Here is an 18,839-nt window from a genome sequence, read left to right as displayed (position 1 = left end):
ACGTAAGATCCATTCCTCATAACTTTGATAGAGCCAATCCGCTGATCATGAATCGCTCGTCCGCCTTGCCATTCGATCTTTCCGGCATTCATCTGCAGCCCGGCCAGGGCCTGGCGCGCCAGCTCTACCAGGCCTTGCGCGAGCGCATCCTCGACGGTCGCCTGGCCGGTGGCACACGCTTGCCTGCCAGCCGTGAGCTGGCCGCGCTGCTCGGCATCTCGCGCAATACCGTGACCCGCGCGCTGGACCAGCTGTATGCCGAAGGATACGTAGCCGGGCGGGTTGGCGATGGCACCTATGTCGCCGAGCTGACGCGCAGTCGCCCTGCCGCAGTAGCAGCCGTCACCCCAACAACCGCCAGCCCGGCATTGCAGCTGTTACAGAACCATCACCTGGCGATGCCCACCGAGGGCGCACCGCGCGCCTTTCGCATCGGCATACCGGCCTTCGATCTTTTCCCCTTCGAGACCTGGGCACGCCTGCAGGCACGCTTCTGGCGCAAACCCTCGCCGGCACGGCTGGGTTATGGCGACCCGGCCGGTGACATGCAGTTGCGCGAGCTGATCGCCGCCTACCTGCGCAACAGTCGCGGCCTGACCTGCGAGGCACGCCAGGTATTGATCACCTGCGGCTCGCAGCAGGCCATCAGCCTCTGCGCTCAACTGTTGATTCAACCGGGCGACCGTGTGGCCATTGAAAACCCCGGCTACCGCGCGGCGGGCCATGCCTTTGCCATGGCCGGCGCGCAGCTGTGCGGCGTTTCGGTGGACGGCGAAGGCCTGGACGTCGCCGCCCTGCAGCGCCTGAATGATTGCCGCCTGACCTATGTCACACCCGCGCACCAGTACCCCACCGGCGTCACCCTGTCGCTGCCGCGACGCCTGGCATTGCTGGAGTGGGCCAAGCGCGTGAACGGCTGGATCATCGAGGACGACTACGACGGCGAGTACCGCTACAGCGGCACGCCGCTCGCGCCACTGGCAGCGCTGGACGAGCAGCAGCGGGTGATCTACGTCGGCACCTTCGGCAAGCTCGCCTTTCCGGCACTGCGCCTGGGCTATCTACTACTGCCGCCCGCGCTGGCCGAGAGTTTCGCGAGGCGCCAGGCGCTGGAGATGCGCCATTTGGAGGTCGGCACCCAGGCGGTGATGGCCGAGTTCATCGCTGCCGGGCACTTCCAGCGCCATGTGCGGCGCATGCGTCAGGCTGCGCGCAGCCGACGCGACGCCCTGATCGAAGCCTGGCCGCAGGCAATTCCCGGGTGCTCTTCTTTACCGGCCGTGGAAGCCGGCCTGCACCTGTGCATCAAGGTCGAGAGCCTAACGCGTGAACGCGAGCTGATCGGCGCTGCGCGCGCAACCGGCATCGAGATGAACCCTCTGAGCGATTACTGGCTGCCAGGCAGCGAGACGGCCGAGGACGCCCGCACCGGGCTGGTGCTGGGTTTTGCTGCAGTGCCGGAGGCGCAGATCGTCGAAGCGGTGCAGACGCTGCGCCGGGCGTGGAAGCTGTAACCCAGGCCAACAGACGGTGCGCACGGCGCACCCTACCCCCAATTGAATGGCAGGCAAAAAAAGGGATGGCCAAAGCCATCCCTGAAGGTTGAGGCTGGTGAAGGCCTCCTATGAACAGGTTGTCAGCTGCGCGGGCGGGCTTGCACCTGGCTCGCCCCGGTGTAGAAACCACCCAGGCCCGGCCAGAAGCGCCGTGGCGGATGCACCGTACGGAACAGGAACCTGACGTTAGGCGTCGTTGTAGGCTGCATGATGGTTCTCCACTCAGGGCTGCAAGGGCACGAGACGCGGGGCGATCATGTTCTCAGGGCGCAGGATGTCGGCCAGCGTGGCTTCGTCCAGCAGTTGTTCCTCGCGCACCAACTCCAGCACACCACGCCCGCTCTCCAGAGCGACCTTGGCGATGCGGGTGGCGTTCTCGTAGCCGATATAGGGGTTCAGCGCGGTGATCAGGCCAATGGAGTTTTCCATCAGCTCACGGCAGCGCGCCTCGTTGGCGGTGATGCCGTCGATGCACAGCTCGCGCAGCATATCCATGGCGCGAGTGAGCAGGCGGATCGAGTCGAAGATCTTGTAGGCGATCAGCGGCTCCATCACGTTCAGCTGCAACTGGCCGCCCTCGGCTGCCATGGTCAGCGCCAGGTCATTGCCGATCACTTCGAAGGCCACCTGATTGACCGCCTCGGGGATCACCGGGTTGACCTTGCCCGGCATGATCGAACTGCCCGGCTGACGCGCTGGCAGGTTGATCTCGTTGATGCCGGTACGCGGGCCGCTGGAGAGCAGACGCAGATCGTTGCAGATCTTCGACAACTTGACCGCCGTGCGCTTGAGCATGCCGGAGAACAGCACGAAGGCGCCCATGTCGCTGGTGGCTTCGATGAGGTCGGCAGCCGGGGTCAACGGGTGGCCGCTGATGATGGCCAGGCGCTTGACCGCCAGGGCCTGGTATTTCGGGTCGGCATTGATGCCGGTGCCGATCGCGGTACCGCCCAGGTTCACCTCGGTGAGCAGGGTCGGCGCCAGCAGTTTCAGGTGTTGCAGGTCTTCGCCGAGGGTGGTGGCGAACGCGCGAAATTCCTGGCCGAGGGTCATCGGCACGGCGTCCTGCAGCTGGGTGCGGCCCATTTTCAGCACGTGGCCGAACTCCAGGCCCTTGGCGGCGAACGACTGGATCAGCTTGTCCAGCGCACCGAGCAGGCTGTCGTGACCGAGCAGCAGACCGAGGCGGATGGCGGTCGGATAGGCGTCGTTGGTCGACTGCGCCATGTTCACGTCGTTGTTCGGGTGCAGATGCTGGTACTGGCCCTTCTCATGCCCCATGGCCTCGAGGGCGATGTTGGCAATCACCTCGTTGGCATTCATGTTGGTCGAGGTGCCCGCGCCGCCCTGGATCATGTCGACCACGAACTGCTCGTGGAACTCGCCCTGAATGATACGTGCGCAGGCGGTGCTGATCGCCGTGTGCTTGGCCGCGCTGAGGTGGCCCAGCTCACGGTTGGCGTCTGCCGAGGCCTGCTTGACCATGGCCAGGCCGATCACCAGCTTCGGGTAGTGCGACAGCGGCACACCGGATAGGCGGAAGTTCTGCACGGCGCGCAGGGTCTGGATGCCGTAATAGGCATCGGCAGGAACTTCGAGGGTGCCGAGCAGGTCTTTTTCGACGCGAACAGATGCAGCAGAGGACATGATAGCGATGGCTCTTGGGAAGTACGGCGAGTGCCGCGATGCCCATAGAATAGGGGTTCCGACCGCCTCGCTACCAATGCCGTTACTTGCTGCCCTATGCACAATCGGCATAATGTTGATGTGACTGCGGGATAGCGGCAAACGTAGGGCGGGTTAGCCGCATGCTGCCATTGCCGAACATCACGTCGTTCGAGACGCGGCGTAACCCACCATCGGCGCAACGACGATCCATCGCCTGGTGGGTTACGCGACGTACCACGGCAGCTGCGTCTACCGAACCGCGTTCTGCGTCGCTCACCCACCCTACGCCTCGTGCAAGCCTCGGGAGCCTGCGATGAACCTGGAAACCAAATGGCTGGAAGATTTCGTCGTCCTGGCCGGCACCCGCAGCTTTTCCCAGGCGGCGGAAAAGCGCTTCGTCACCCAGCCGGCGTTCAGCCGACGCATCCGCAGCCTTGAGTCGGTGCTCGGCCTGACTCTGGTTGACCGCTCCTGCACCCCCGTCGAACTCACCGAAGCCGGCCGGCTGTTTCTGGTCACCGCGCGCAGCCTGGTCGAACAGCTCGGCGAGGTGGTGCGCCACCTGCACAACCTGGAAGGTCAGCAGGGCGAAATGCTGTCGATTGCCGCCGCTCACTCGCTGACCCTGGGCTTCTTCCCCGAGTGGATCGCCCGCCTGCGCCGCGAAGGCCTGCCACTGACCACACGACTGGTAGCGACCAACGTCGGCGAAGCGGTGCACTCGTTGCGCGAAGGCGCCTGCGACCTGATCCTCGCCTACTACGACCCCGATGCCGCGCTGCAGATGGACCCGGCGATTTTCCCCTCGCTGCACCTGGGTGCCACCTCGATGTTGCCGGTGTGCGCGGTTAACGAGTCCGGCGCGCCGCTGTACGACCTCGACAACGGCCAGAGCGTACCGCTGCTGGCCTACAGCGCCGGTGCCTTTCTCGGGCGCTCGGTCAACTTGCTGCTGCGCCAGCGCGCGCTGCGCTCGACGACGGTGTACGAGACCGCCATGGCCGACAGCCTCAAGAGCATGGCGTTACAAGGCATGGGGGTGGCCTGGGTGCCGCGGCTGTCGGTGACGGCGGAACTGGGCCGTGGCGAGCTGGCCATCTGCGGCGGCGAACACTGGCAGATCCCGCTGGAAATCCGCCTGTACCGCTGCGCCCTGGTACGCAAGGCGGCGGTGCGATTGCTGTGGCGCAAGTTGGAGACGGGGGAAGTGGGCAGCTGAGCTTTCGGCTAGGGTGCGCTGCGCGCAGCGACTCATTGATCGTTCCCACGCTCCGCGTGGAAACGCAGCCCAGGACGCTCTGCGTCCGTCACAGCCACCAACGCCGCCACACATGACGCAGAGCGTCACAAACGCAGACGCCCACGCAGAGCGTGGGCACCATCGGTACAGCGGGCATCGCGTTCTGCAGGAGCGGCTGGACAGCATTGCGCTTCAACCGCGAGCTTCTAGCGACGAATCATTTACCCGACTTGATCGACGTCCACGCCCGCGTACGCACGCGCTCGATCTTCTGCGGCAGCGGCTGCACCACGTACAGCGACTTCTGCAGCTCCGGTGTCGGGGTCAGGTCATGGTCATCGGCGATGTCCGCACCCACCAACTTCATGCCCGGTACGTTGGGGTTGGGGTAGCCCAGGAAATCGCTGATCGGCGCGATGACCTTGGGTTCGAGCAGGTGGTTGATGAAGGCGTGGGCTTCGTCGACGTTATTCGCGCTCTTGGGAATGGCCCAGGTGTCGAACCAGATCGGTGCGCCTTCCTTCGGCAGGCGCCAGTTGATCACCACGCCGTTGCCGGCTTCCTTGGCACGGTTGGCGAACTGGTAGAAGCTGCCCGAATAACCGATGGCCACGCAGATGTCGCCGTTGGCGATGTCGGTCATGTACTTGGCCGAATGGAAGTAGGCCACGTACGGGCGCACTTTGAGCAGCAGTTCAGTGACCTTGTCGTAGTCGGCCGGGTTGGCGCTGTTGGGGTCCAGGCCCAGGTAGTGCAGGGCGATGGGGATGATTTCGGTGGGCGAATCGAGCATGGCCACACCGCAGGATTTCAGCTTCTCCATGTACTCGGGTTTGAACACCAGATCCCAGCTGTTCACCGGCGCATCGTCACCGAGCGCAGCCTTGACCTTGTCCGGGTTGTAGCCGATCAGCACGGTGCCATACATGTAGGGCACGCCGTACTGGTTGCCCGGGTCGTTCTTCTCCAGCAGGCCGAGCAGTACCGGGTCGAGATTCTTCCAGTTGGGCAGCTTGGACTTGTCCAGCGGAGCGAATACGCCGGCCTTGATCTGGGTCTCGAGGAACTGGTTGGACGGGATCACCAGGTCATAGCCGGAGTTGCCAGTGAGCAGCTTGGCCTCCAGCGCCTCGTTGGTCTCGAAGGTGTCCCAGGTGATCTGGATGCCGGACTCCTTCTGGAAGTCCTTGGGCACCTCCGGGAGGATGTAGTCGGCCCAGTTGTACACGCGCAACTCCTTGGCCTGCACTGCGCCGCTGAGCAGGGTGGCGCCGCACAGGGCGGCGCCGAGCATCTGTTTGATGGCTGTCATCGTTTCTCACCCCTGAAATGTTGCTCTTGTTTGGCAGATTGATCGCCGATCAGGCGCCCTCGAAGCCTTCCAGCACGTTGACTGCGTTGACGCCGATGGCCTCCACCGCGTAGCCGCCTTCCATGATGAACAGCGTCGGCAAGCCGAGCGCGGCGATGCGCCGGCCCATCGCCAGGTAATCCGGGCTATCGAGCTTGAACTGCGAAATCGGATCTTCCATGTAGGTGTCCACGCCCAGCGACACCACCAGCACGTCGGCGCCGTAGTCGGCGATGCGCTGGCAGGCCTGCTCCAGCGCAGCGTTCCAGGTGTCCCAGGAGCTGCCCATCGGCAACGGGTAATTGAAGTTGCAGCCCTCACCAGCCCCTTCGCCCAGTTCGTCGGCATAACCGAGGAAGAACGGGAATTCCTCGGCCGGGTCGCCGTGGATGGAGGCGAACAGCACGTCGCTGCGCTGATAGAAGATGTCCTGGGTACCGTTGCCGTGATGGTAGTCGACATCGAGGATGGCGACTTTCTTGCAACCCTGATCGATGAAGGCCTGGGCGGCGATGGCGGCGTTGTTCAGGTAGCAGTAGCCGCCCATCACGTCGCCAGCGGCGTGGTGGCCTGGCGGACGGCACAAGGCGAAGGCACTGTGGGCGCCGCTGGCAATCTCGGCCTGCCCGCTCAGCGCAACCTGCGCAGCGCTGTAGGCGGCCTGCCAGGTGCCGGCGGTGATCGGCGCGCCGCCATCGAAACTGTAGTAACCGAGCTGGCCGTGCAGGTCGTTGGGAATCATCCGGCGCAGGGTGCGTGCCGGCCAGGTGAACGGCAGCAGGTCGCCCTTGCCGCCCTGCTCCTGCCAGCGCGTCCAGGCGCCCTTGAAGAATTCCAGGTAGGCCTTGCTGTGGATGCGCTCGATGGGCGCCAGGCCGAAATCCTTGGGCGCGCGGACTTCGCCGAGCTGGCGCTGCCTGACGCGCGCGAGGATGTGGTCGGCGCGTTGCGGCTTCTCGAAGCAGGGCATCAGTTGCCCGTCGATCAGCTCGCATCTGCCGTGGTGCAGGTGGTGGTCGTCGCTGTAGTAGGTGAGCATGCAAAGCGCTCCAGGCTCGTTGTTGTGCCTGCATTGTTCGCCCGCTGGCAGCGAATCGAGAACGCTGGCAACGGCCAAAAGGGGATCGAAATGGCCAAAAATGGACGAGAGCGGGTTTTTAACAGCGCACAGCGACACTGCCCGCCGGGTCGCCGCCAGGGAGGGCTGGCCATGAATCTCCCCACCACCCACGGCGGACAAATGTAACAACCCGTGATGCTTAAGCTTTCCTTAAGCCTGGCGGCCGATGGTGGCAACCTGCCTGGGGCCAAGCCCCGAACCATCAGCCACGCCAAAGGATGCCGAGCATGTCGACACCGGCCCGCCGCCCCGTTCGCGCCCTGACGATGCTCGCACTGCTTGCACTATCCAGCGCCGCACTCGCTGATACCGACTGTGCTCGGCAAGACCGCAGCGCCTGGATGCCCGAGTCGCAGTTCCGCGAGCAGATGAAGCGCCAGGGCGTGCAGATCACCAAGTTCCGCATCACCCCCGGCAATTGCTACGAGATCTATGGCTTCGACCGTGACGGCCGCAAGCTGGAGATCTACTACGACCCGGTCGATGCCCGCCCGGTAGAAGAAGTCGCCAGTTCGCACCCGACTTCACCCAGACACCCCTGAACCACCGAACATGACCTCGACCCTCAAGACCTGCACACTGCTGCTGGGCGCTGCCACGGTGTTCGCCTGCGCCTGGTTCGGCGCTGCCCCGCACGCACTGGCGCCCTTCGCCAGCCAGCCACCGACGTCGGCCGATGCGCCACCGGCCAGAGCCGCGCACTTCGCCTCCTCCGATCTGGAGGATTTCGTCCATTCCGCCTCGATCACCGGCCTGCCAGGCGGCGATCTGATGGCAGCCTGGTTCGCCGGTACTCGCGAAGGCGCCGCCGACGTACAGATTCGCGCCGCGCGCTTCGATGCCGCCAGCGGCCAGTGGAGCACCGAGCGTGTGCTGGCCAGCCGCGAGTCGACCCAGCGCGCGGTCGGCAAGCACATCCGCAAGCTGGGCAATCCGGTGATCAGCCTGGCCCCGGACAATCGCCTTTGGCTGTTCTACGTCTCGGTGTCGCTCGGCGGTTGGGCTGGCAGCGCGGTCAACGCCATGGTTTCCGACGACCTTGGCGAAACCTGGTCGGCGCCCCGGCAACTGATCACCAGCCCCTTTCTCAATATCAGCACGCTGGTGCGTGCCGCGCCGGTGTTCCACGCCGACGGCAGCATCGGCCTGCCGGTGTATCACGAGTTCCTCGGCAAGTTTCCCGAGTACCTGCACTTGAGCGCGAAAGGCGAAGTGCTGGGCAAGTACCGCATCGGCAAGGGGCGAAATTCCCTGCAACCGACCGTGGTGGCGCTGGACGAACGTCGCGCCGTGGCCCTTTTGCGCTATGCCGGCGAGGAACATCACCGCGTGCTGGCCAGCTACAGCGAGGACGCCGGGCGTAGCTGGAGCCATCCGCAGCCGGTCGAGCCGAGCAACCCCAACTCGTCCCTGGCGGCGGTCGGCCGCCCGGACGGCAGCTTGCTGGTGGCGATGAACGACCTCGAAGATGGGCGCTTTCGCCTGACCCTTTATGCCACCGACGCCAAACTGGCCAACTGGCGCACTCTCGGCGAGCTCGACGAAAGCCCCAACCCCTGGGGTGAACCGATTGCGCAAGACGAATTCCCGGCCGTGGTCAGTGAAAAATTCCGCGCCAGCGGCGGCAAGTCGGAGCAGCAGGCGCAGTTCCTCGAGCGGGTGAGCGAGCGCATGTGCAGCGCCGAGGGCTGCTCCTTCGACTACGAATACCCCTATTTCACCCGCGACCGCGAAGGCACTTACCACCTGGTCTATTCGTGGAACGACATGTTCATCAAGCACCTGAGCTTCAACGAGGCCTGGCTCTCGGAGCGCCGACCACATGACTGATTTCTGGCTGTCGCATCTGGCCTTCACCCTGCTCGCATTCCTGATCTTCGCGCGCCTGACGCGCACTGCGACGCAACGCGGCATCCTGCTGGCGGGTTGCCTGCTGCTCAGCCTGGCGCCGGTGCAGGGCATCAGTCTGGCACTGCAGTTGCGCACCTATATCGGCGACCTGTCGGTGGCCAGCCTGGTGCTGCTTGGCTGGGCGACGCTATGCCGTTTTGGCCTGTCGCACGCCGGCGCCCGTGATCGCCTGGCCAGCCTGGCGCTGTTCGCCGGCCTGGCCGTGCTGCTCTACCCGGCGGCGCTGGGCCTGAGTTATGCCGACCCGTACCAGCTCGGCTTCGAGCCCCGCCCCATGTTGTTGGTGCTCGGCCTGTTGTGCGCGGTGCTGATCCTCCAGCGCAGCTGGCTCGGCGCCCTGACGCTGGCTCTGGCGACCCTCGCCTTCGCCCTGCGCCTGGGCGCTTCGGAAAACTACTGGGACTACCTGATCGACCCCTACCTGGCTCTGTACAGCTTCGGTGCGCTGCTTATGGCAGGCGGACGCTGGATGCTGATCCGGCTTTCGACTCGTACAAGGAACCTCGCATGAGCTGGCTGAAATCCCGCCGCCTGCATTACCTGGCAGGCCTCACGGCGCTGCTGTTCGTGCTCTTCGCCGCCTTGCGCGGGCTGTTTCTGCTGGGCTTTTCGGCTGTCGAAAGCATCAGCGAACCGGACGTGCTGCGTACCCTCGGTGTCGGCCTGCGCTTCGACCTGCGCCTGGCCCTGCTGCTGATGCTGCCGGTGGGTATCCTGCTGGCGCTACCCAGGCTGCGCCTGGCGCGTTTTCGCGTGGTGCGCTGGCTGCTGCGCGGCTATCTGCTGCTGGCCGTGGCCGCGCTGGGCCTGCTCTACATTATCGACTTCGGCCATTACGCCTACCTGGGCGTGCGCCTCAACGCCACGGTGCTGCGCTTTGCCGGTGATGCGCAGATCTCCGCCGGCATGCTCTGGCAGACCTACCCGGTGCTGTGGATAACCCTGGCCTGGCTGGTAGGCGTGGCACTGTGGTCATGGGCGCTGCTGCGGCTGGAGCGCGCCACCCTGGATCGGCCGCACGCACAACGAGTCGGCATGCTGCCGGCAATCGGCGGCGCGGCAGCGGTCAGCGTGCTGGTGTTCTTCGGCCTGCTCGGCCGTGCCAGCGCGCTGAACCTGGAGAACCCGGTGCCGCTGCGCTGGAGTGATGCGTTCTACAGTGGCAACAGTCAGGTGGGTGCGCTCGGGATCAACCCGGCGCTGTTTCTCTTCGACACCCTCAAGCTCGAACCCAGCGCTTTCGATGAGACGGCCACGCGCGAGCACTACGACGTGGTGGCCGATTATCTGGGCGTCAGCGAGCGCGATCCGAACACGCTGAACTTCTTTCGCCACCAGCCAGTGCAGGCGCATCGCATCCAGACCGAACGCCAGCCCAACGTGATTTTCGTCATGCTCGAATCCCTCGGCACCAGCGCCGTGGGCGCCTACGGCAACCCGCTGAATCCGACGCCGAACCTCGACCGTCTGGCCAGGGAAAGCTGGTTCTTCCGTCACTTCTACGTGCCAGTCACCGGCACTGCCAAGACCGTGTGGGCGAGTATCACCGGCATCCCCGATGTATCGCGCCAGGAGACGGCGACGCGCAACCCGCTGATCGCCCGTCAACGCACGCTGATCAACGCGCTACGAGGCTACGAAAAGTTTTACATGATCGGCGGCAACGCCGGCTGGGCCAACATCAACGCGCTGATCCGCCAGAGCATCGACGGCATTCAGCTCTATGAGGAACGCCACTGGCAGTCGCCGCAGGTGGACGTGTGGGGCATCTCCGACCTGGATTTCTTCAAGGAGAGTTCGCGCATCCTTGGCGCACTGCCCAGGGACAAACCGTTCTTCGCTTACCTGCAGACCTCCGGCAACCACCGCCCTTTCACCATTCCCAAGGACAACGACGGCTTCGAGCCCCTCGACCTGCCGCTGGAACAGGTACAACAGGCAGGCTCGCGCAGCGTCGAGCAATACAACGCGGTGCGCCTGCTGGACTTCAACATCGGGCGCCTGATGGAGTTGGCCAAGGAACAGGGCTTCTACGACAACACCATTTTCGTCTTCTTCGGCGACCACAACACCCGCATCAGCCAGATCCCGCACATGGCGCCGGCCTTCGAGCAACTGGGGCTGGAGAGCAACAACGTGCCGCTGCTGATCCACGCACCGAAATGGCTGACACCGCGTGAGTTCGACGAGGCTGTGGGCCTGGCCGACCTGTTGCCGACGGTGGCCGGACTGGTCGGTGTGCCCTTCGATAACGGCGGCCTGGGCCGCGACCTGCAGCGACCGGCGCCGGAAGGTGAACGCGTGGTGCCGCTGGTGCTGCAAGAAGGCACCTTCCCGGTGATTGGCGCGGTGACGCGCGATTTTCTCGTGCAGATGCAGCACGACGGCAGCTCGCCGACCTTGCACGACCTGCTCTCGCCAACGCCGCGCGACAACGTCGCCGAGCGTCACCCGGAAGAGTTCCAGCGCCTGCTGGCGCTGAGCCGTGGCTTGCATGAAGCAGCGCGGCTGCAGATGTACCGCAACGTGCAGACGGAGGACTGAAGATTCGGTGCGCACGGCGCACCCTACAAAAGCGCGCTGCACCGACTCGTAGGGGGCGCCATGCGCACCAACCTGGTAGCCCGAATTACATCCGGGCTACGCGCGAAAGCGACTCGGCGGCACGCCGCTCCAGCGCTGGAAGGCATGGCGGAAGCTGGCGGTCTCGCTGAAGCCGAGCACCTCGGCGATGCGGTACATCGGCCATTGCTCCTCGCTGAGCAGCGCCTTGGCGCGCTCGAAGCGCAGCTCGTCGAGCAAGCCCTGGTAGCTGGTGCCCAGTTCCTGCAAGTGACGGCGCAGGGTACGCGGCGAGCAATGCATCTGCTGCGCCAGGTTCTCCAGCCCCGGCGGCTCGGCCAACTGCGCGGCGAGCAACTGGCGTACTCGCTCCAGCCAGGCCTGGCGGCTGCTGAACTCGGCATTCAGGCGGCGGCAGCGTTCCACCATGTCGCCGTGGGTGACGCTATCGGCCAGCGGAAGACGGCGCTCCAGCAACGCGGCGGGAAAGGCGAAGGCGTTGCGCTGGGCCTCGAAACGCAGCGGGCAGGGAAAGCTGTGTACATAGTGGTTCACGTAGCGCGGCTGGGCATAGGTGAACTCGGCGCCCTCCAGTGGCAGCGGCTGGCGCAGCAGTTCGTCACCGATCAGTTTCAGCGAAGCCAGGCACATCTCCACATTGAACACTTCCAGCGCCTCGGCATCGCGGTAACCGCTGGCGCAGATCCAGGCCAGCTCGCCTTCTACCTCAATGTCGAGGCGAAAATAGGTGCCGAGTAGCGCCGGATATTGCAGCAACAGGCGCCAGGCGTCACCAAAGGTGGCAGCCGACAGCGCAGCGTAACCAAGCAGCCCATAGGAGGAAACATGCAGGCTGCGCCCCAGGTCGAGCCCCAGATCAGCACGCAGGGCCAGGGCATTGGCGCAGACCTGCAGCTCCTGCACCCGGGTGATGCGGACATCGGCATTGTCCAGGTCAGCCGCACCAATGCCGCTCCCGGCCAGCAAGTGCGGGCGTAACTCGGGCTGCTCGGCGAAGCGTTGCAGGATCAGGGAAACCACATGCAGGGTGGTCAGTGGGGCGTGCAGCATGATGCGTTCCGTATGCGTGATTACGCAAAGGAACGCAAGAAATATGCCGCGAGACGGCGGGCCGCAGCCCGCCGGGAAGGATCAGCGATTACGCAGAATCGCGTTGATGAAGTCGCCCTGATTCGGTTCGTCCTTGAGGGTGGTGAACTGCAGTTGGCCGTCCTGCTCGCGCAACTTCATGCGCTCGCCGAAGCGACAGTCGACACCCTTGAGCGTCTTGGCCTCAGCCTTGTAGCGCTCATCCTTGCCACACAGGTAGGCCATCTGGTTGACCACTTCACCGCAGAAGCTCGGCACGCTGAGACTCATCAGTTGCTCATCGGACGTCGCGCTCCAGTCCACCTGGGTGCTCAGTGGGGTGGCGCAGGCCTCGGAGGCCTCACCGTCGATCTCCTGCAGGCGAGCGCTGTAATCGGCAACACGCTGCTCGCGGTCGAAGGCGGCGAGGCGCACCTGCAGCCCATCCTTCTCCTGCCTCTGGTACATCGCCAGGAGGTCCTTCGGCTTCAGCGCCTTGGTCTTGTCCTCGTTGTAGCTGAGCTCGAACCCTGGGGTGTTCGGCAGGTTGAGCTGGTAGCTCTCGCCGCTCCAGGCGCGGCGCTTGTTCAGCAGGTTGTAGTCGCGACCATCGAGACGGATGCCATAGTCGCGCTGCTCGTTACCCAGCTCGCGGACGTCGGTGAGGAACACCACTTCGTCGAGCGGGTGGTTGATGCCGCGGACCTGCACCAGCGCCTGCTTGCCGTCGGCAGAAGGGGCCAGCGCCAGGCTGACGCCCTGGCCGGCATCAAAGACCTGCGGATGCTTGGCCAGATCCAGCGCAGCGGCTTGAAGGGAGAGCAGGGAGAGAGCAACGAGCGAAACGTACTGTTTCATGACGACACGTCCTTGTTCGGATGAAGAGTGCACAGTATAGCCTGCCGCCTGGCGGCGATCTGTGCGCCCGTCCGCGTCCGTTCTGTAGGAAAGTTGCCAATCCGTGACCTTTCCCGAATCAGAACTGCAGCACCACCCGCCCCTCGATCTGCCCACCGCGCATCTGATCGAAGATCGCATTGATGTTGTCGAGCTTGTCGCTGTGCACCGTGGCCTTGACCAAACCCTCGCCGGCGAAATCCAACGCTTCCTGCAGATCGGCGCGAGTACCGACAATGGAGCCGGTGATCGTGATGGCCTTGAGCACCACATCGAAGATGGGCGTGGGGAAATCACCCGGCGGCAGGCCAACCAGCGCCACAGTGCCATGTCGGCGTGCCATGCCGATGGCCTGGCCGAAAGCGGCATTGGATACCGCCGTGACCAGCACGCCGTGAGCGCCGCCGATATCACGCTGCACCACCTCGGCAGGATTCTCCTTGCGCGCGTTGATGGTCAGGCTGGCGCCGAGCTTGCGTGCCAGCTCCAGCTTGGCGTCATCGACGTCCACCGCAATGACGTGCAGGCCCATGGCGCGGGCGTATTGCACGGCAACGTGGCCCAGGCCGCCGATGCCGGAAACTGCCACCCACTGGCCGGGACGTGCCCTGGTTTCCTTGAGGCCCTTGTAAACCGTCACGCCAGCGCAAAGGATCGGCGCAATCTCGAGGAAGTCGACATTTTTAGGCAGGATACCGACATAGTTCGGGTCAGCCAGCACGTATTCGGCGTAGCCACCATTGATCGAATAACCGGTGTTCTGCTGGCTCTCGCACAGGGTTTCCCAGCCGGTCAGGCAGTGCTCGCAGCAGCCGCAGGCGGTGTATAGCCAGGGCACGCCGACGCGGTCACCCTCCTTCACCCGGGTCACGCCGCTGCCGACCGCCGCCACATACCCCACACCCTCGTGGCCGGGAATGAACGGCAGGCTCGGTTTCACCGGCCAGTCGCCCTCGGCCGCATGCAAGTCGGTGTGACAGACGCCGGAGGCCTCGATCTTCACCAGAATCTGCCCGGGGCCGGGCAGCGGGGTTTTCACCTCCTCGATACGCAGCGGCTCACCGAAAGCGTGGACGACGGCGGCTTTCATGGTCTGGTTCATGCGCGGTTCCTCTTGCATGCGAGTGTCTGACCAGTGTGCGCGCGCAGCCCACCCCGGCATTGCCCCAGAGCAAGGTTTAGGCGGTTTTCCTCCTATGCCGCAGCCTGCATGACAAACGGTCATCACCACTGCCCGACAGCAGTGGCTTTGCGTTATACTGCGCGGCCTTCGGCCGGCAGCACCCGGCCAACGAATCATGACAAGCCACGCTGGCCCGCCCGCGTGGCTTGTTGGTTTTTGACGCGCCGCGAGGCGCCCGAGAGAAGAGGCACTTTGATGAGCGCACTGGTTGGCGTGATCATGGGCTCCAAGTCCGATTGGTCCACCCTTAGCCACACCGCCGAGATGCTGGACAAGCTGGGCATCCCCCACGAGGTCAAGGTGGTCTCTGCCCACCGCACCCCGGATCTGCTGTTCCAGTACGCCGAAGAGGCAGAAGCACGCGGCATTCAGGTGATCATCGCCGGTGCCGGTGGCGCCGCTCACCTGCCGGGCATGTGCGCGGCCAAGACCCACCTGCCAGTGCTTGGCGTACCGGTGCAGTCGTCCATGCTCTCGGGCGTCGACTCACTGCTGTCGATCGTGCAGATGCCGGCCGGCATTCCAGTCGCCACCCTGGCCATCGGCAAGGCCGGCGCGGTCAACGCCGCCCTGCTGGCCGCCAGCATCCTCGGTCACCAGCATCCGCAGTTCCATGCGGCGCTGAAGCAGTTCCGCCAGGAACAGACCGATACCGTGCTGAGCAATCCGGACCCGCGCGAGGCCTGAAGCCTATTCCATCAGGGGCTGCGACACGGTGCATTTGAACGCTGTCCGCTGCTCGGAATGCTCATTTACCGGCGTAAACTCCGCTTCCTGCGCTGCGGGCAGCGTTCAACTGCTTGGTCTCGCCACCTGCTGATAAAGGGGCTTTGTTATGAAAATAGGTGTGATCGGTGGCGGCCAGCTGGGCCGCATGATGGCCCTGGCGGGCACCCCGCTGGGCATGAACTTCGCTTTCCTCGACCCCGCGCCGGACGCCTGCGCCCAGGCGCTCGGCGAGCATATCCGTGCCGACTACGGCGATCAGGACCACCTGCGCCAGTTGGCCGACGAGGTCGACCTGGTCACCTTCGAGTTCGAGAGCGTGCCAGCCGAGACCGTGGCCTTCCTCTCGCAGTTCGTGCCGGTTTACCCGAGCGCGCAAGCCCTGCGCATCGCCCGCGACCGCTGGTTCGAGAAGTCCATGTTCCGTGAGCTGGGCATTCCCACCCCAGAGTTCGCCGATATCCAGTCGCAGGCTGACCTCGACGCCGCCGTGGCCAGCATCGGCCTGCCGGCGGTGATGAAGACCCGCACCCTGGGCTACGACGGCAAGGGCCAGAAGGTGTTGCGCAAGCCCGAAGACGTCAGCGGCGCCTTCGCCGAACTGGGCAGCGTGCCGTGCATCCTCGAAGGCTTCGTACCCTTCACCGGCGAGGTATCGCTGATCGCCGTGCGCGCCCGCGACGGCGAAACGCGCTTCTACCCGCTGGTGCACAACACCCACGACAGCGGCATCCTAGCCCTGTCCGTCGCCAGTACCGATCACCCGCTGCAGGCACTGGCCGAGGACTATGTTGGCCGCGTGCTGGACAAGCTCGATTACGTCGGCGTGCTGGCCTTCGAGTTCTTCGAGGTGGACGGCGGTCTCAAGGCCAACGAGATCGCCCCGCGCGTGCACAACTCCGGGCACTGGACGATCGAAGGTGCCGAGTGCAGCCAGTTCGAAAACCACCTGCGCGCCGTCGCCGGCCTGCCGCTGGGCTCCACCGCCAAGCTGGGCGAAAGCGCCATGCTCAACTTCATCGGTTCGGTGCCGCCGGTGGACAAGGTGATCAGCGTTGCCGACTGCCACCTGCACCATTACGGCAAGGCCTTCAAGGCCGGGCGCAAGGTCGGTCACGCCACCCTGCGGTGTGCCGACCGCGCCAGCCTGGACGCGCGTATCACCGACGTTCAGGCGTTGATCGCCGAAGGCTGACCGGCCGATTCGCAGCTAGACTCTTGAACGACGGCGGTCGTTCAAGAGCCCCCTCCATGAAACATCTTCTTTCCTTACTGCCTCTGCTCTTCGCATTGACCTGCATTGGCGCGGAAGAGGTGCTGCGCGTCGACTTTCGCGAACGGCCGCCGGAAATGCGTGCGGTCGACGGGCTGCCCAGCGGCCCCTTGATCAGCGTGCTGGAAACGGCCGCACACCGCGTCGGGATAGATCTGCTATGGCGTGAAGCCCCCTTCCTGCGCAGCCTCGACGACCTTCGCTCCGGGCGAGTCGACCTGGTGCCGCGCGTATTGCTCACTCAACAGCGGCTCGAGTACATCCATTTCCTGCCCAGCATCGGCAATCAGCAACTGAACGTTCGCTTCGTTGTGCGCCCGGGGGAAGAAGCCACACCGAGCCGCTACGAGGATCTGTACGATCTGTCCGTGGGCGTCAAACGCGGTACTGCCTATTTCGAGCCCTTCGACAGCGATGACCTGCTCGATCGTGCCTATGCCAGCGACGACGCGCAGTTGGCCGCGATGTTCCGCGCCGGGCGCCTGGACACCATCGCGATCCTCGACGCCGTACCGATGGAAGCGCAATTCCAGGCGATTAACTTTCGCGACTACAGCTACGCGAACTACACACACCGGCAGGTACTGGGCAACCATTTCGGCGCATCGCTGAAACGCTACCAGAGCGACCGGCGCGCACTCTACGACCGCCTGGGCGCTGAGCTCGAGCGCATGCGTGAGGAGGGCGAAGTGGCCCTGATCTACCGTCGCTATGGCGTTCTGCCACCAGGCCAGGCGAACTGATAGCCACATTGGCTTGTCCCATGACCAGCCTGCCGCACGAGCGGCACACATCAAGGAGACACGCCAATGGGCATTATCGGCACCCTCTTCATCGGCCTGATCGTCGGGTTGATCGCACGTTTTCTCAAACCCGGCGATGACAGCATGGGCTGGATCATGACCATCCTGCTCGGTATCGGCGGCTCCATAGCCGCGACTTATGGCGGCCAGGCACTGGGTATCTACGAAGCCGGACAGGCCGCCGGTTTTATCGGCGCAGTGATCGGCGCCATCGTTCTGCTGGTAATCTACGGTGCGATCAAGAAGGGCTGAAAGGCCCCGGTCAGGAGCCGACCTGTCGGCTCCTGGTTCACGCCGCCACGAGATGCCATACCCCATGCGCCACCTGCTGCTCGCCCTGTTTTTATTTACCGGCCTGGCCCACGCCGAACTGCCGGAAACCGACTGGCTCGACCTGATGCCCCCCGAAGACCGCAAGGCCCTCGAGGAAATGCCCGACATCAGTCACGACAGCCCTGAAGGCGACAGCACCTTCTACGGCGAAGGCGGCCTGCGTCAGCAGGACAAGGACCTGCCTGCGGTCATGTACTCCACCAAAACCGTCGCCGCACTCGACGGCAAGGCCATCCGCCTGGGGGGTTACCCGGTGCCGCTCGAGAACGACGAGAAAGGCAACAGCACGCTGTTCTTTCTGGTGCCCTACCCGGGCGCCTGCATCCATGTACCGCCACCGCCGCCCAATCAGCTGGTGCTGGTGCGCTATCCCAGGGGCATCCCGCTCGAGGATATCTACGCCCCACTGTGGGTCAGCGGCGAGCTCAAGGTGGAGCAGGTCAGCAACGACCTGGCCGACGCCGCCTATGCCATGGAAGCGGGCGAAGTCCGCCTGGTAACTGACGAAGACCTTTATTGAGCCGCCGCACATGAAAATCATCACGTTCCTGTTGCTGGGCCTGCTGTCCACCACTGCGCTGGCTCTGGAGCCTGGCGAGCGCCTGGCGCCCTGGACGCTGCTGGATCAGCATGACGCACCCTACACCCTCAACGATCAGGCCCGCGTCCTGCTGGTGGCGCGCGACATGGACGGCGCCAAAGTGGTCAACGCCGCCCTGGACGGCAAACCCAGGGGCTATCTGGAACAGCGCCAAGCGGTCTTCCTCGCCGATATCAGCCGCATGCCCGGCATCATCGCCAGCCTCTTCGCCCTGCCGAAGATGCGCGACTACAGCTACCGCATTCTCCTCGACCGCGATGCGCGCATCGCCCCGCGTTATCCGGCCGGTGAGGGCGAAGTGCTGTGGCTGCAGCTCGATGGTCTGCAGATCGTCTCGCAGCAGGTTTTCAGCCGCGCTGACGATCTGCGAAAAGCCCTGGAGGCACAAGCAAGCACTGACAGTCAGTGAAGAACCAGCAGGCCGCTAAATGCCTTTCGTAGGAGCCCCCTGGGCGAAGCTTCCGGTTTGGCGACGTACTTGCTATTCGCCGCGAGGCGCGGCTCCTACAGGTTCGATGTATCGGCA

At 64.5% G+C, this 18,839-nt stretch carries 19 protein-coding genes; 12 read left to right on the top strand and 7 right to left on the bottom strand.

The genetic code is table 11. From position 1 onward, the window contains the following. Nucleotides 1-47 precede the first annotated feature (47 nt). Complete coding sequence (pdxR, locus tag H3221_RS05555; RefSeq protein ID WP_196474274.1) at nucleotides 48-1,514, top strand: MocR-like pyridoxine biosynthesis transcription factor PdxR; 1,467 nt, start codon at nucleotides 48-50, stop codon at nucleotides 1,512-1,514. A 122-nt stretch (nucleotides 1,515-1,636) separates the two neighbouring features. Here the strand turns inward: pdxR and H3221_RS25575 are convergent, their stop codons facing one another. Then, nucleotides 1,637-1,765, bottom strand: coding sequence for a hypothetical protein (locus tag H3221_RS25575; RefSeq protein WP_256667064.1), 129 nt, complete (start codon nucleotides 1,763-1,765; stop codon nucleotides 1,637-1,639). A 13-nt stretch (nucleotides 1,766-1,778) separates the two neighbouring features. Further along, nucleotides 1,779-3,203: an aspartate ammonia-lyase gene (aspA, locus tag H3221_RS05550; protein ID WP_196474275.1), complete on the bottom strand. Its 1,425-nt coding sequence runs from the start codon at nucleotides 3,201-3,203 to the stop codon at nucleotides 1,779-1,781. A gap of 334 nt (nucleotides 3,204-3,537) precedes the next feature. Here aspA and H3221_RS05545 point away from each other — a divergent pair, with 334 nt between their 5' ends. Next, entirely contained in the window at nucleotides 3,538-4,443 is a 906-nt protein-coding gene (locus H3221_RS05545; RefSeq protein WP_196474276.1) for a LysR substrate-binding domain-containing protein, read from the top strand. A gap of 238 nt (nucleotides 4,444-4,681) precedes the next feature. Here the strand turns inward: H3221_RS05545 and H3221_RS05540 are convergent, their stop codons facing one another. Then, a complete protein-coding gene (locus tag H3221_RS05540; protein WP_196474277.1) occupies nucleotides 4,682-5,776 on the bottom strand; it encodes a polyamine ABC transporter substrate-binding protein in 1,095 nt (364 codons plus the stop codon). Between the two features lie 49 nt (nucleotides 5,777-5,825). Then, the gene (locus H3221_RS05535) at nucleotides 5,826-6,854 is read right to left on the bottom strand and encodes a histone deacetylase family protein (protein WP_196474278.1); all 1,029 of its coding nucleotides are present in this window, start codon (nucleotides 6,852-6,854) and stop codon (nucleotides 5,826-5,828) included. 308 nt (nucleotides 6,855-7,162) lie between these two features. Here H3221_RS05535 and H3221_RS05530 point away from each other — a divergent pair, with 308 nt between their 5' ends. The 4 genes from H3221_RS05530 to H3221_RS05515 are packed head-to-tail and all read left to right on the top strand — an operon-like array spanning nucleotide 7,163 to nucleotide 11,390. Continuing rightward, a complete protein-coding gene (locus H3221_RS05530) occupies nucleotides 7,163-7,477 on the top strand; it encodes a PepSY domain-containing protein (RefSeq protein WP_224490501.1) in 315 nt (104 codons plus the stop codon). Nucleotides 7,478-7,487: 10 nt separating this feature from the next. After that, nucleotides 7,488-8,765, top strand: coding sequence for a sialidase family protein (locus H3221_RS05525; RefSeq protein WP_196474279.1), 1,278 nt, complete (start codon nucleotides 7,488-7,490; stop codon nucleotides 8,763-8,765). Continuing rightward, complete coding sequence (locus H3221_RS05520; RefSeq protein WP_196474280.1) at nucleotides 8,758-9,357, top strand: hypothetical protein; 600 nt, start codon at nucleotides 8,758-8,760, stop codon at nucleotides 9,355-9,357. The genes H3221_RS05525 and H3221_RS05520 overlap by 8 nt, the downstream gene beginning before the upstream one ends. After that, on the top strand, nucleotides 9,354-11,390 hold the full coding sequence (locus tag H3221_RS05515) for an LTA synthase family protein (protein WP_196474281.1): 2,037 nt from the start codon (nucleotides 9,354-9,356) through the stop codon (nucleotides 11,388-11,390). The genes H3221_RS05520 and H3221_RS05515 overlap by 4 nt, the downstream gene beginning before the upstream one ends. 96 nt (nucleotides 11,391-11,486) lie before the next feature. Here the strand turns inward: H3221_RS05515 and H3221_RS05510 are convergent, their stop codons facing one another. The 3 genes from H3221_RS05510 to adhP all read right to left on the bottom strand — a co-directional run bounded on the left by H3221_RS05510 (nucleotide 11,487) and on the right by adhP (nucleotide 14,496). After that, a complete protein-coding gene (locus tag H3221_RS05510; RefSeq protein WP_196474282.1) occupies nucleotides 11,487-12,479 on the bottom strand; it encodes an AraC family transcriptional regulator in 993 nt (330 codons plus the stop codon). A gap of 81 nt (nucleotides 12,480-12,560) precedes the next feature. Beyond that, complete coding sequence (locus H3221_RS05505) at nucleotides 12,561-13,355, bottom strand: hypothetical protein (RefSeq protein ID WP_196474283.1); 795 nt, start codon at nucleotides 13,353-13,355, stop codon at nucleotides 12,561-12,563. A gap of 118 nt (nucleotides 13,356-13,473) precedes the next feature. Beyond that, nucleotides 13,474-14,496: an alcohol dehydrogenase AdhP gene (gene adhP / locus H3221_RS05500; RefSeq protein WP_196474284.1), complete on the bottom strand. Its 1,023-nt coding sequence runs from the start codon at nucleotides 14,494-14,496 to the stop codon at nucleotides 13,474-13,476. A gap of 276 nt (nucleotides 14,497-14,772) precedes the next feature. Between adhP and purE the strand changes: the two genes are divergently transcribed. The 6 genes from purE to H3221_RS05470 all read left to right on the top strand — a co-directional run bounded on the left by purE (nucleotide 14,773) and on the right by H3221_RS05470 (nucleotide 18,722). Beyond that, nucleotides 14,773-15,264, top strand: coding sequence for a 5-(carboxyamino)imidazole ribonucleotide mutase (gene purE / locus H3221_RS05495; RefSeq protein WP_003242109.1), 492 nt, complete (start codon nucleotides 14,773-14,775; stop codon nucleotides 15,262-15,264). A gap of 148 nt (nucleotides 15,265-15,412) precedes the next feature. Then, a complete protein-coding gene (locus tag H3221_RS05490; protein WP_196474285.1) occupies nucleotides 15,413-16,498 on the top strand; it encodes a 5-(carboxyamino)imidazole ribonucleotide synthase in 1,086 nt (361 codons plus the stop codon). 56 nt (nucleotides 16,499-16,554) lie between these two features. Beyond that, on the top strand, nucleotides 16,555-17,319 hold the full coding sequence (locus H3221_RS05485) for a substrate-binding periplasmic protein (RefSeq protein ID WP_196474286.1): 765 nt from the start codon (nucleotides 16,555-16,557) through the stop codon (nucleotides 17,317-17,319). Nucleotides 17,320-17,385: 66 nt separating this feature from the next. Further along, nucleotides 17,386-17,631 carry a GlsB/YeaQ/YmgE family stress response membrane protein gene (locus H3221_RS05480; protein WP_074859846.1) on the top strand — a complete coding sequence of 82 codons (246 nt, stop codon included), beginning with the start codon at nucleotides 17,386-17,388 and terminating at the stop codon, nucleotides 17,629-17,631. Nucleotides 17,632-17,695: 64 nt separating this feature from the next. After that, entirely contained in the window at nucleotides 17,696-18,232 is a 537-nt protein-coding gene (locus H3221_RS05475; RefSeq protein WP_196474287.1) for a DUF3299 domain-containing protein, read from the top strand. Between the two features lie 10 nt (nucleotides 18,233-18,242). Beyond that, complete coding sequence (locus tag H3221_RS05470; RefSeq protein ID WP_196474288.1) at nucleotides 18,243-18,722, top strand: FAD/FMN-containing dehydrogenase; 480 nt, start codon at nucleotides 18,243-18,245, stop codon at nucleotides 18,720-18,722. The last annotated feature ends 117 nt before the right edge of the window (nucleotides 18,723-18,839 follow it).

It is taken from the genome of Pseudomonas chaetocerotis, assembly GCF_015712105.2.
Lineage (GTDB): Bacteria > Pseudomonadota > Gammaproteobacteria > Pseudomonadales > Pseudomonadaceae > Aquipseudomonas > Aquipseudomonas chaetocerotis.
The sequence above is the reverse complement of the archived record's forward strand: the minus strand, read 5'-3'. Positions and strand labels throughout refer to the sequence as shown.

Excerpts from the sequence above, each read along its gene's own strand:
- pdxR (WP_196474274.1), top strand. The coding sequence starts at position 48 with ATGAATCGCTCGTCCGCCTTGCCATTCGATCTTTCCGGCATTCATCTG.
- H3221_RS25575 (WP_256667064.1), bottom strand. The coding sequence starts at position 1,765 with ATGCAGCCTACAACGACGCCTAACGTCAGGTTCCTGTTCCGTACGGTG.
- aspA (WP_196474275.1), bottom strand. The coding sequence starts at position 3,203 with ATGTCCTCTGCTGCATCTGTTCGCGTCGAAAAAGACCTGCTCGGCACC.
- H3221_RS05545 (WP_196474276.1), top strand. The coding sequence starts at position 3,538 with ATGAACCTGGAAACCAAATGGCTGGAAGATTTCGTCGTCCTGGCCGGC.
- H3221_RS05540 (WP_196474277.1), bottom strand. The coding sequence starts at position 5,776 with ATGACAGCCATCAAACAGATGCTCGGCGCCGCCCTGTGCGGCGCCACC.
- H3221_RS05535 (WP_196474278.1), bottom strand. The coding sequence starts at position 6,854 with ATGCTCACCTACTACAGCGACGACCACCACCTGCACCACGGCAGATGC.
- H3221_RS05530 (WP_224490501.1), top strand. The coding sequence starts at position 7,163 with ATGTCGACACCGGCCCGCCGCCCCGTTCGCGCCCTGACGATGCTCGCA.
- H3221_RS05525 (WP_196474279.1), top strand. The coding sequence starts at position 7,488 with ATGACCTCGACCCTCAAGACCTGCACACTGCTGCTGGGCGCTGCCACG.
- H3221_RS05520 (WP_196474280.1), top strand. The coding sequence starts at position 8,758 with ATGACTGATTTCTGGCTGTCGCATCTGGCCTTCACCCTGCTCGCATTC.
- H3221_RS05515 (WP_196474281.1), top strand. The coding sequence starts at position 9,354 with ATGAGCTGGCTGAAATCCCGCCGCCTGCATTACCTGGCAGGCCTCACG.
- H3221_RS05510 (WP_196474282.1), bottom strand. The coding sequence starts at position 12,479 with ATGCTGCACGCCCCACTGACCACCCTGCATGTGGTTTCCCTGATCCTG.
- H3221_RS05505 (WP_196474283.1), bottom strand. The coding sequence starts at position 13,355 with ATGAAACAGTACGTTTCGCTCGTTGCTCTCTCCCTGCTCTCCCTTCAA.
- adhP (WP_196474284.1), bottom strand. The coding sequence starts at position 14,496 with ATGAACCAGACCATGAAAGCCGCCGTCGTCCACGCTTTCGGTGAGCCG.
- purE (WP_003242109.1), top strand. The coding sequence starts at position 14,773 with ATGAGCGCACTGGTTGGCGTGATCATGGGCTCCAAGTCCGATTGGTCC.
- H3221_RS05490 (WP_196474285.1), top strand. The coding sequence starts at position 15,413 with ATGAAAATAGGTGTGATCGGTGGCGGCCAGCTGGGCCGCATGATGGCC.
- H3221_RS05485 (WP_196474286.1), top strand. The coding sequence starts at position 16,555 with ATGAAACATCTTCTTTCCTTACTGCCTCTGCTCTTCGCATTGACCTGC.
- H3221_RS05480 (WP_074859846.1), top strand. The coding sequence starts at position 17,386 with ATGGGCATTATCGGCACCCTCTTCATCGGCCTGATCGTCGGGTTGATC.
- H3221_RS05475 (WP_196474287.1), top strand. The coding sequence starts at position 17,696 with ATGCGCCACCTGCTGCTCGCCCTGTTTTTATTTACCGGCCTGGCCCAC.
- H3221_RS05470 (WP_196474288.1), top strand. The coding sequence starts at position 18,243 with ATGAAAATCATCACGTTCCTGTTGCTGGGCCTGCTGTCCACCACTGCG.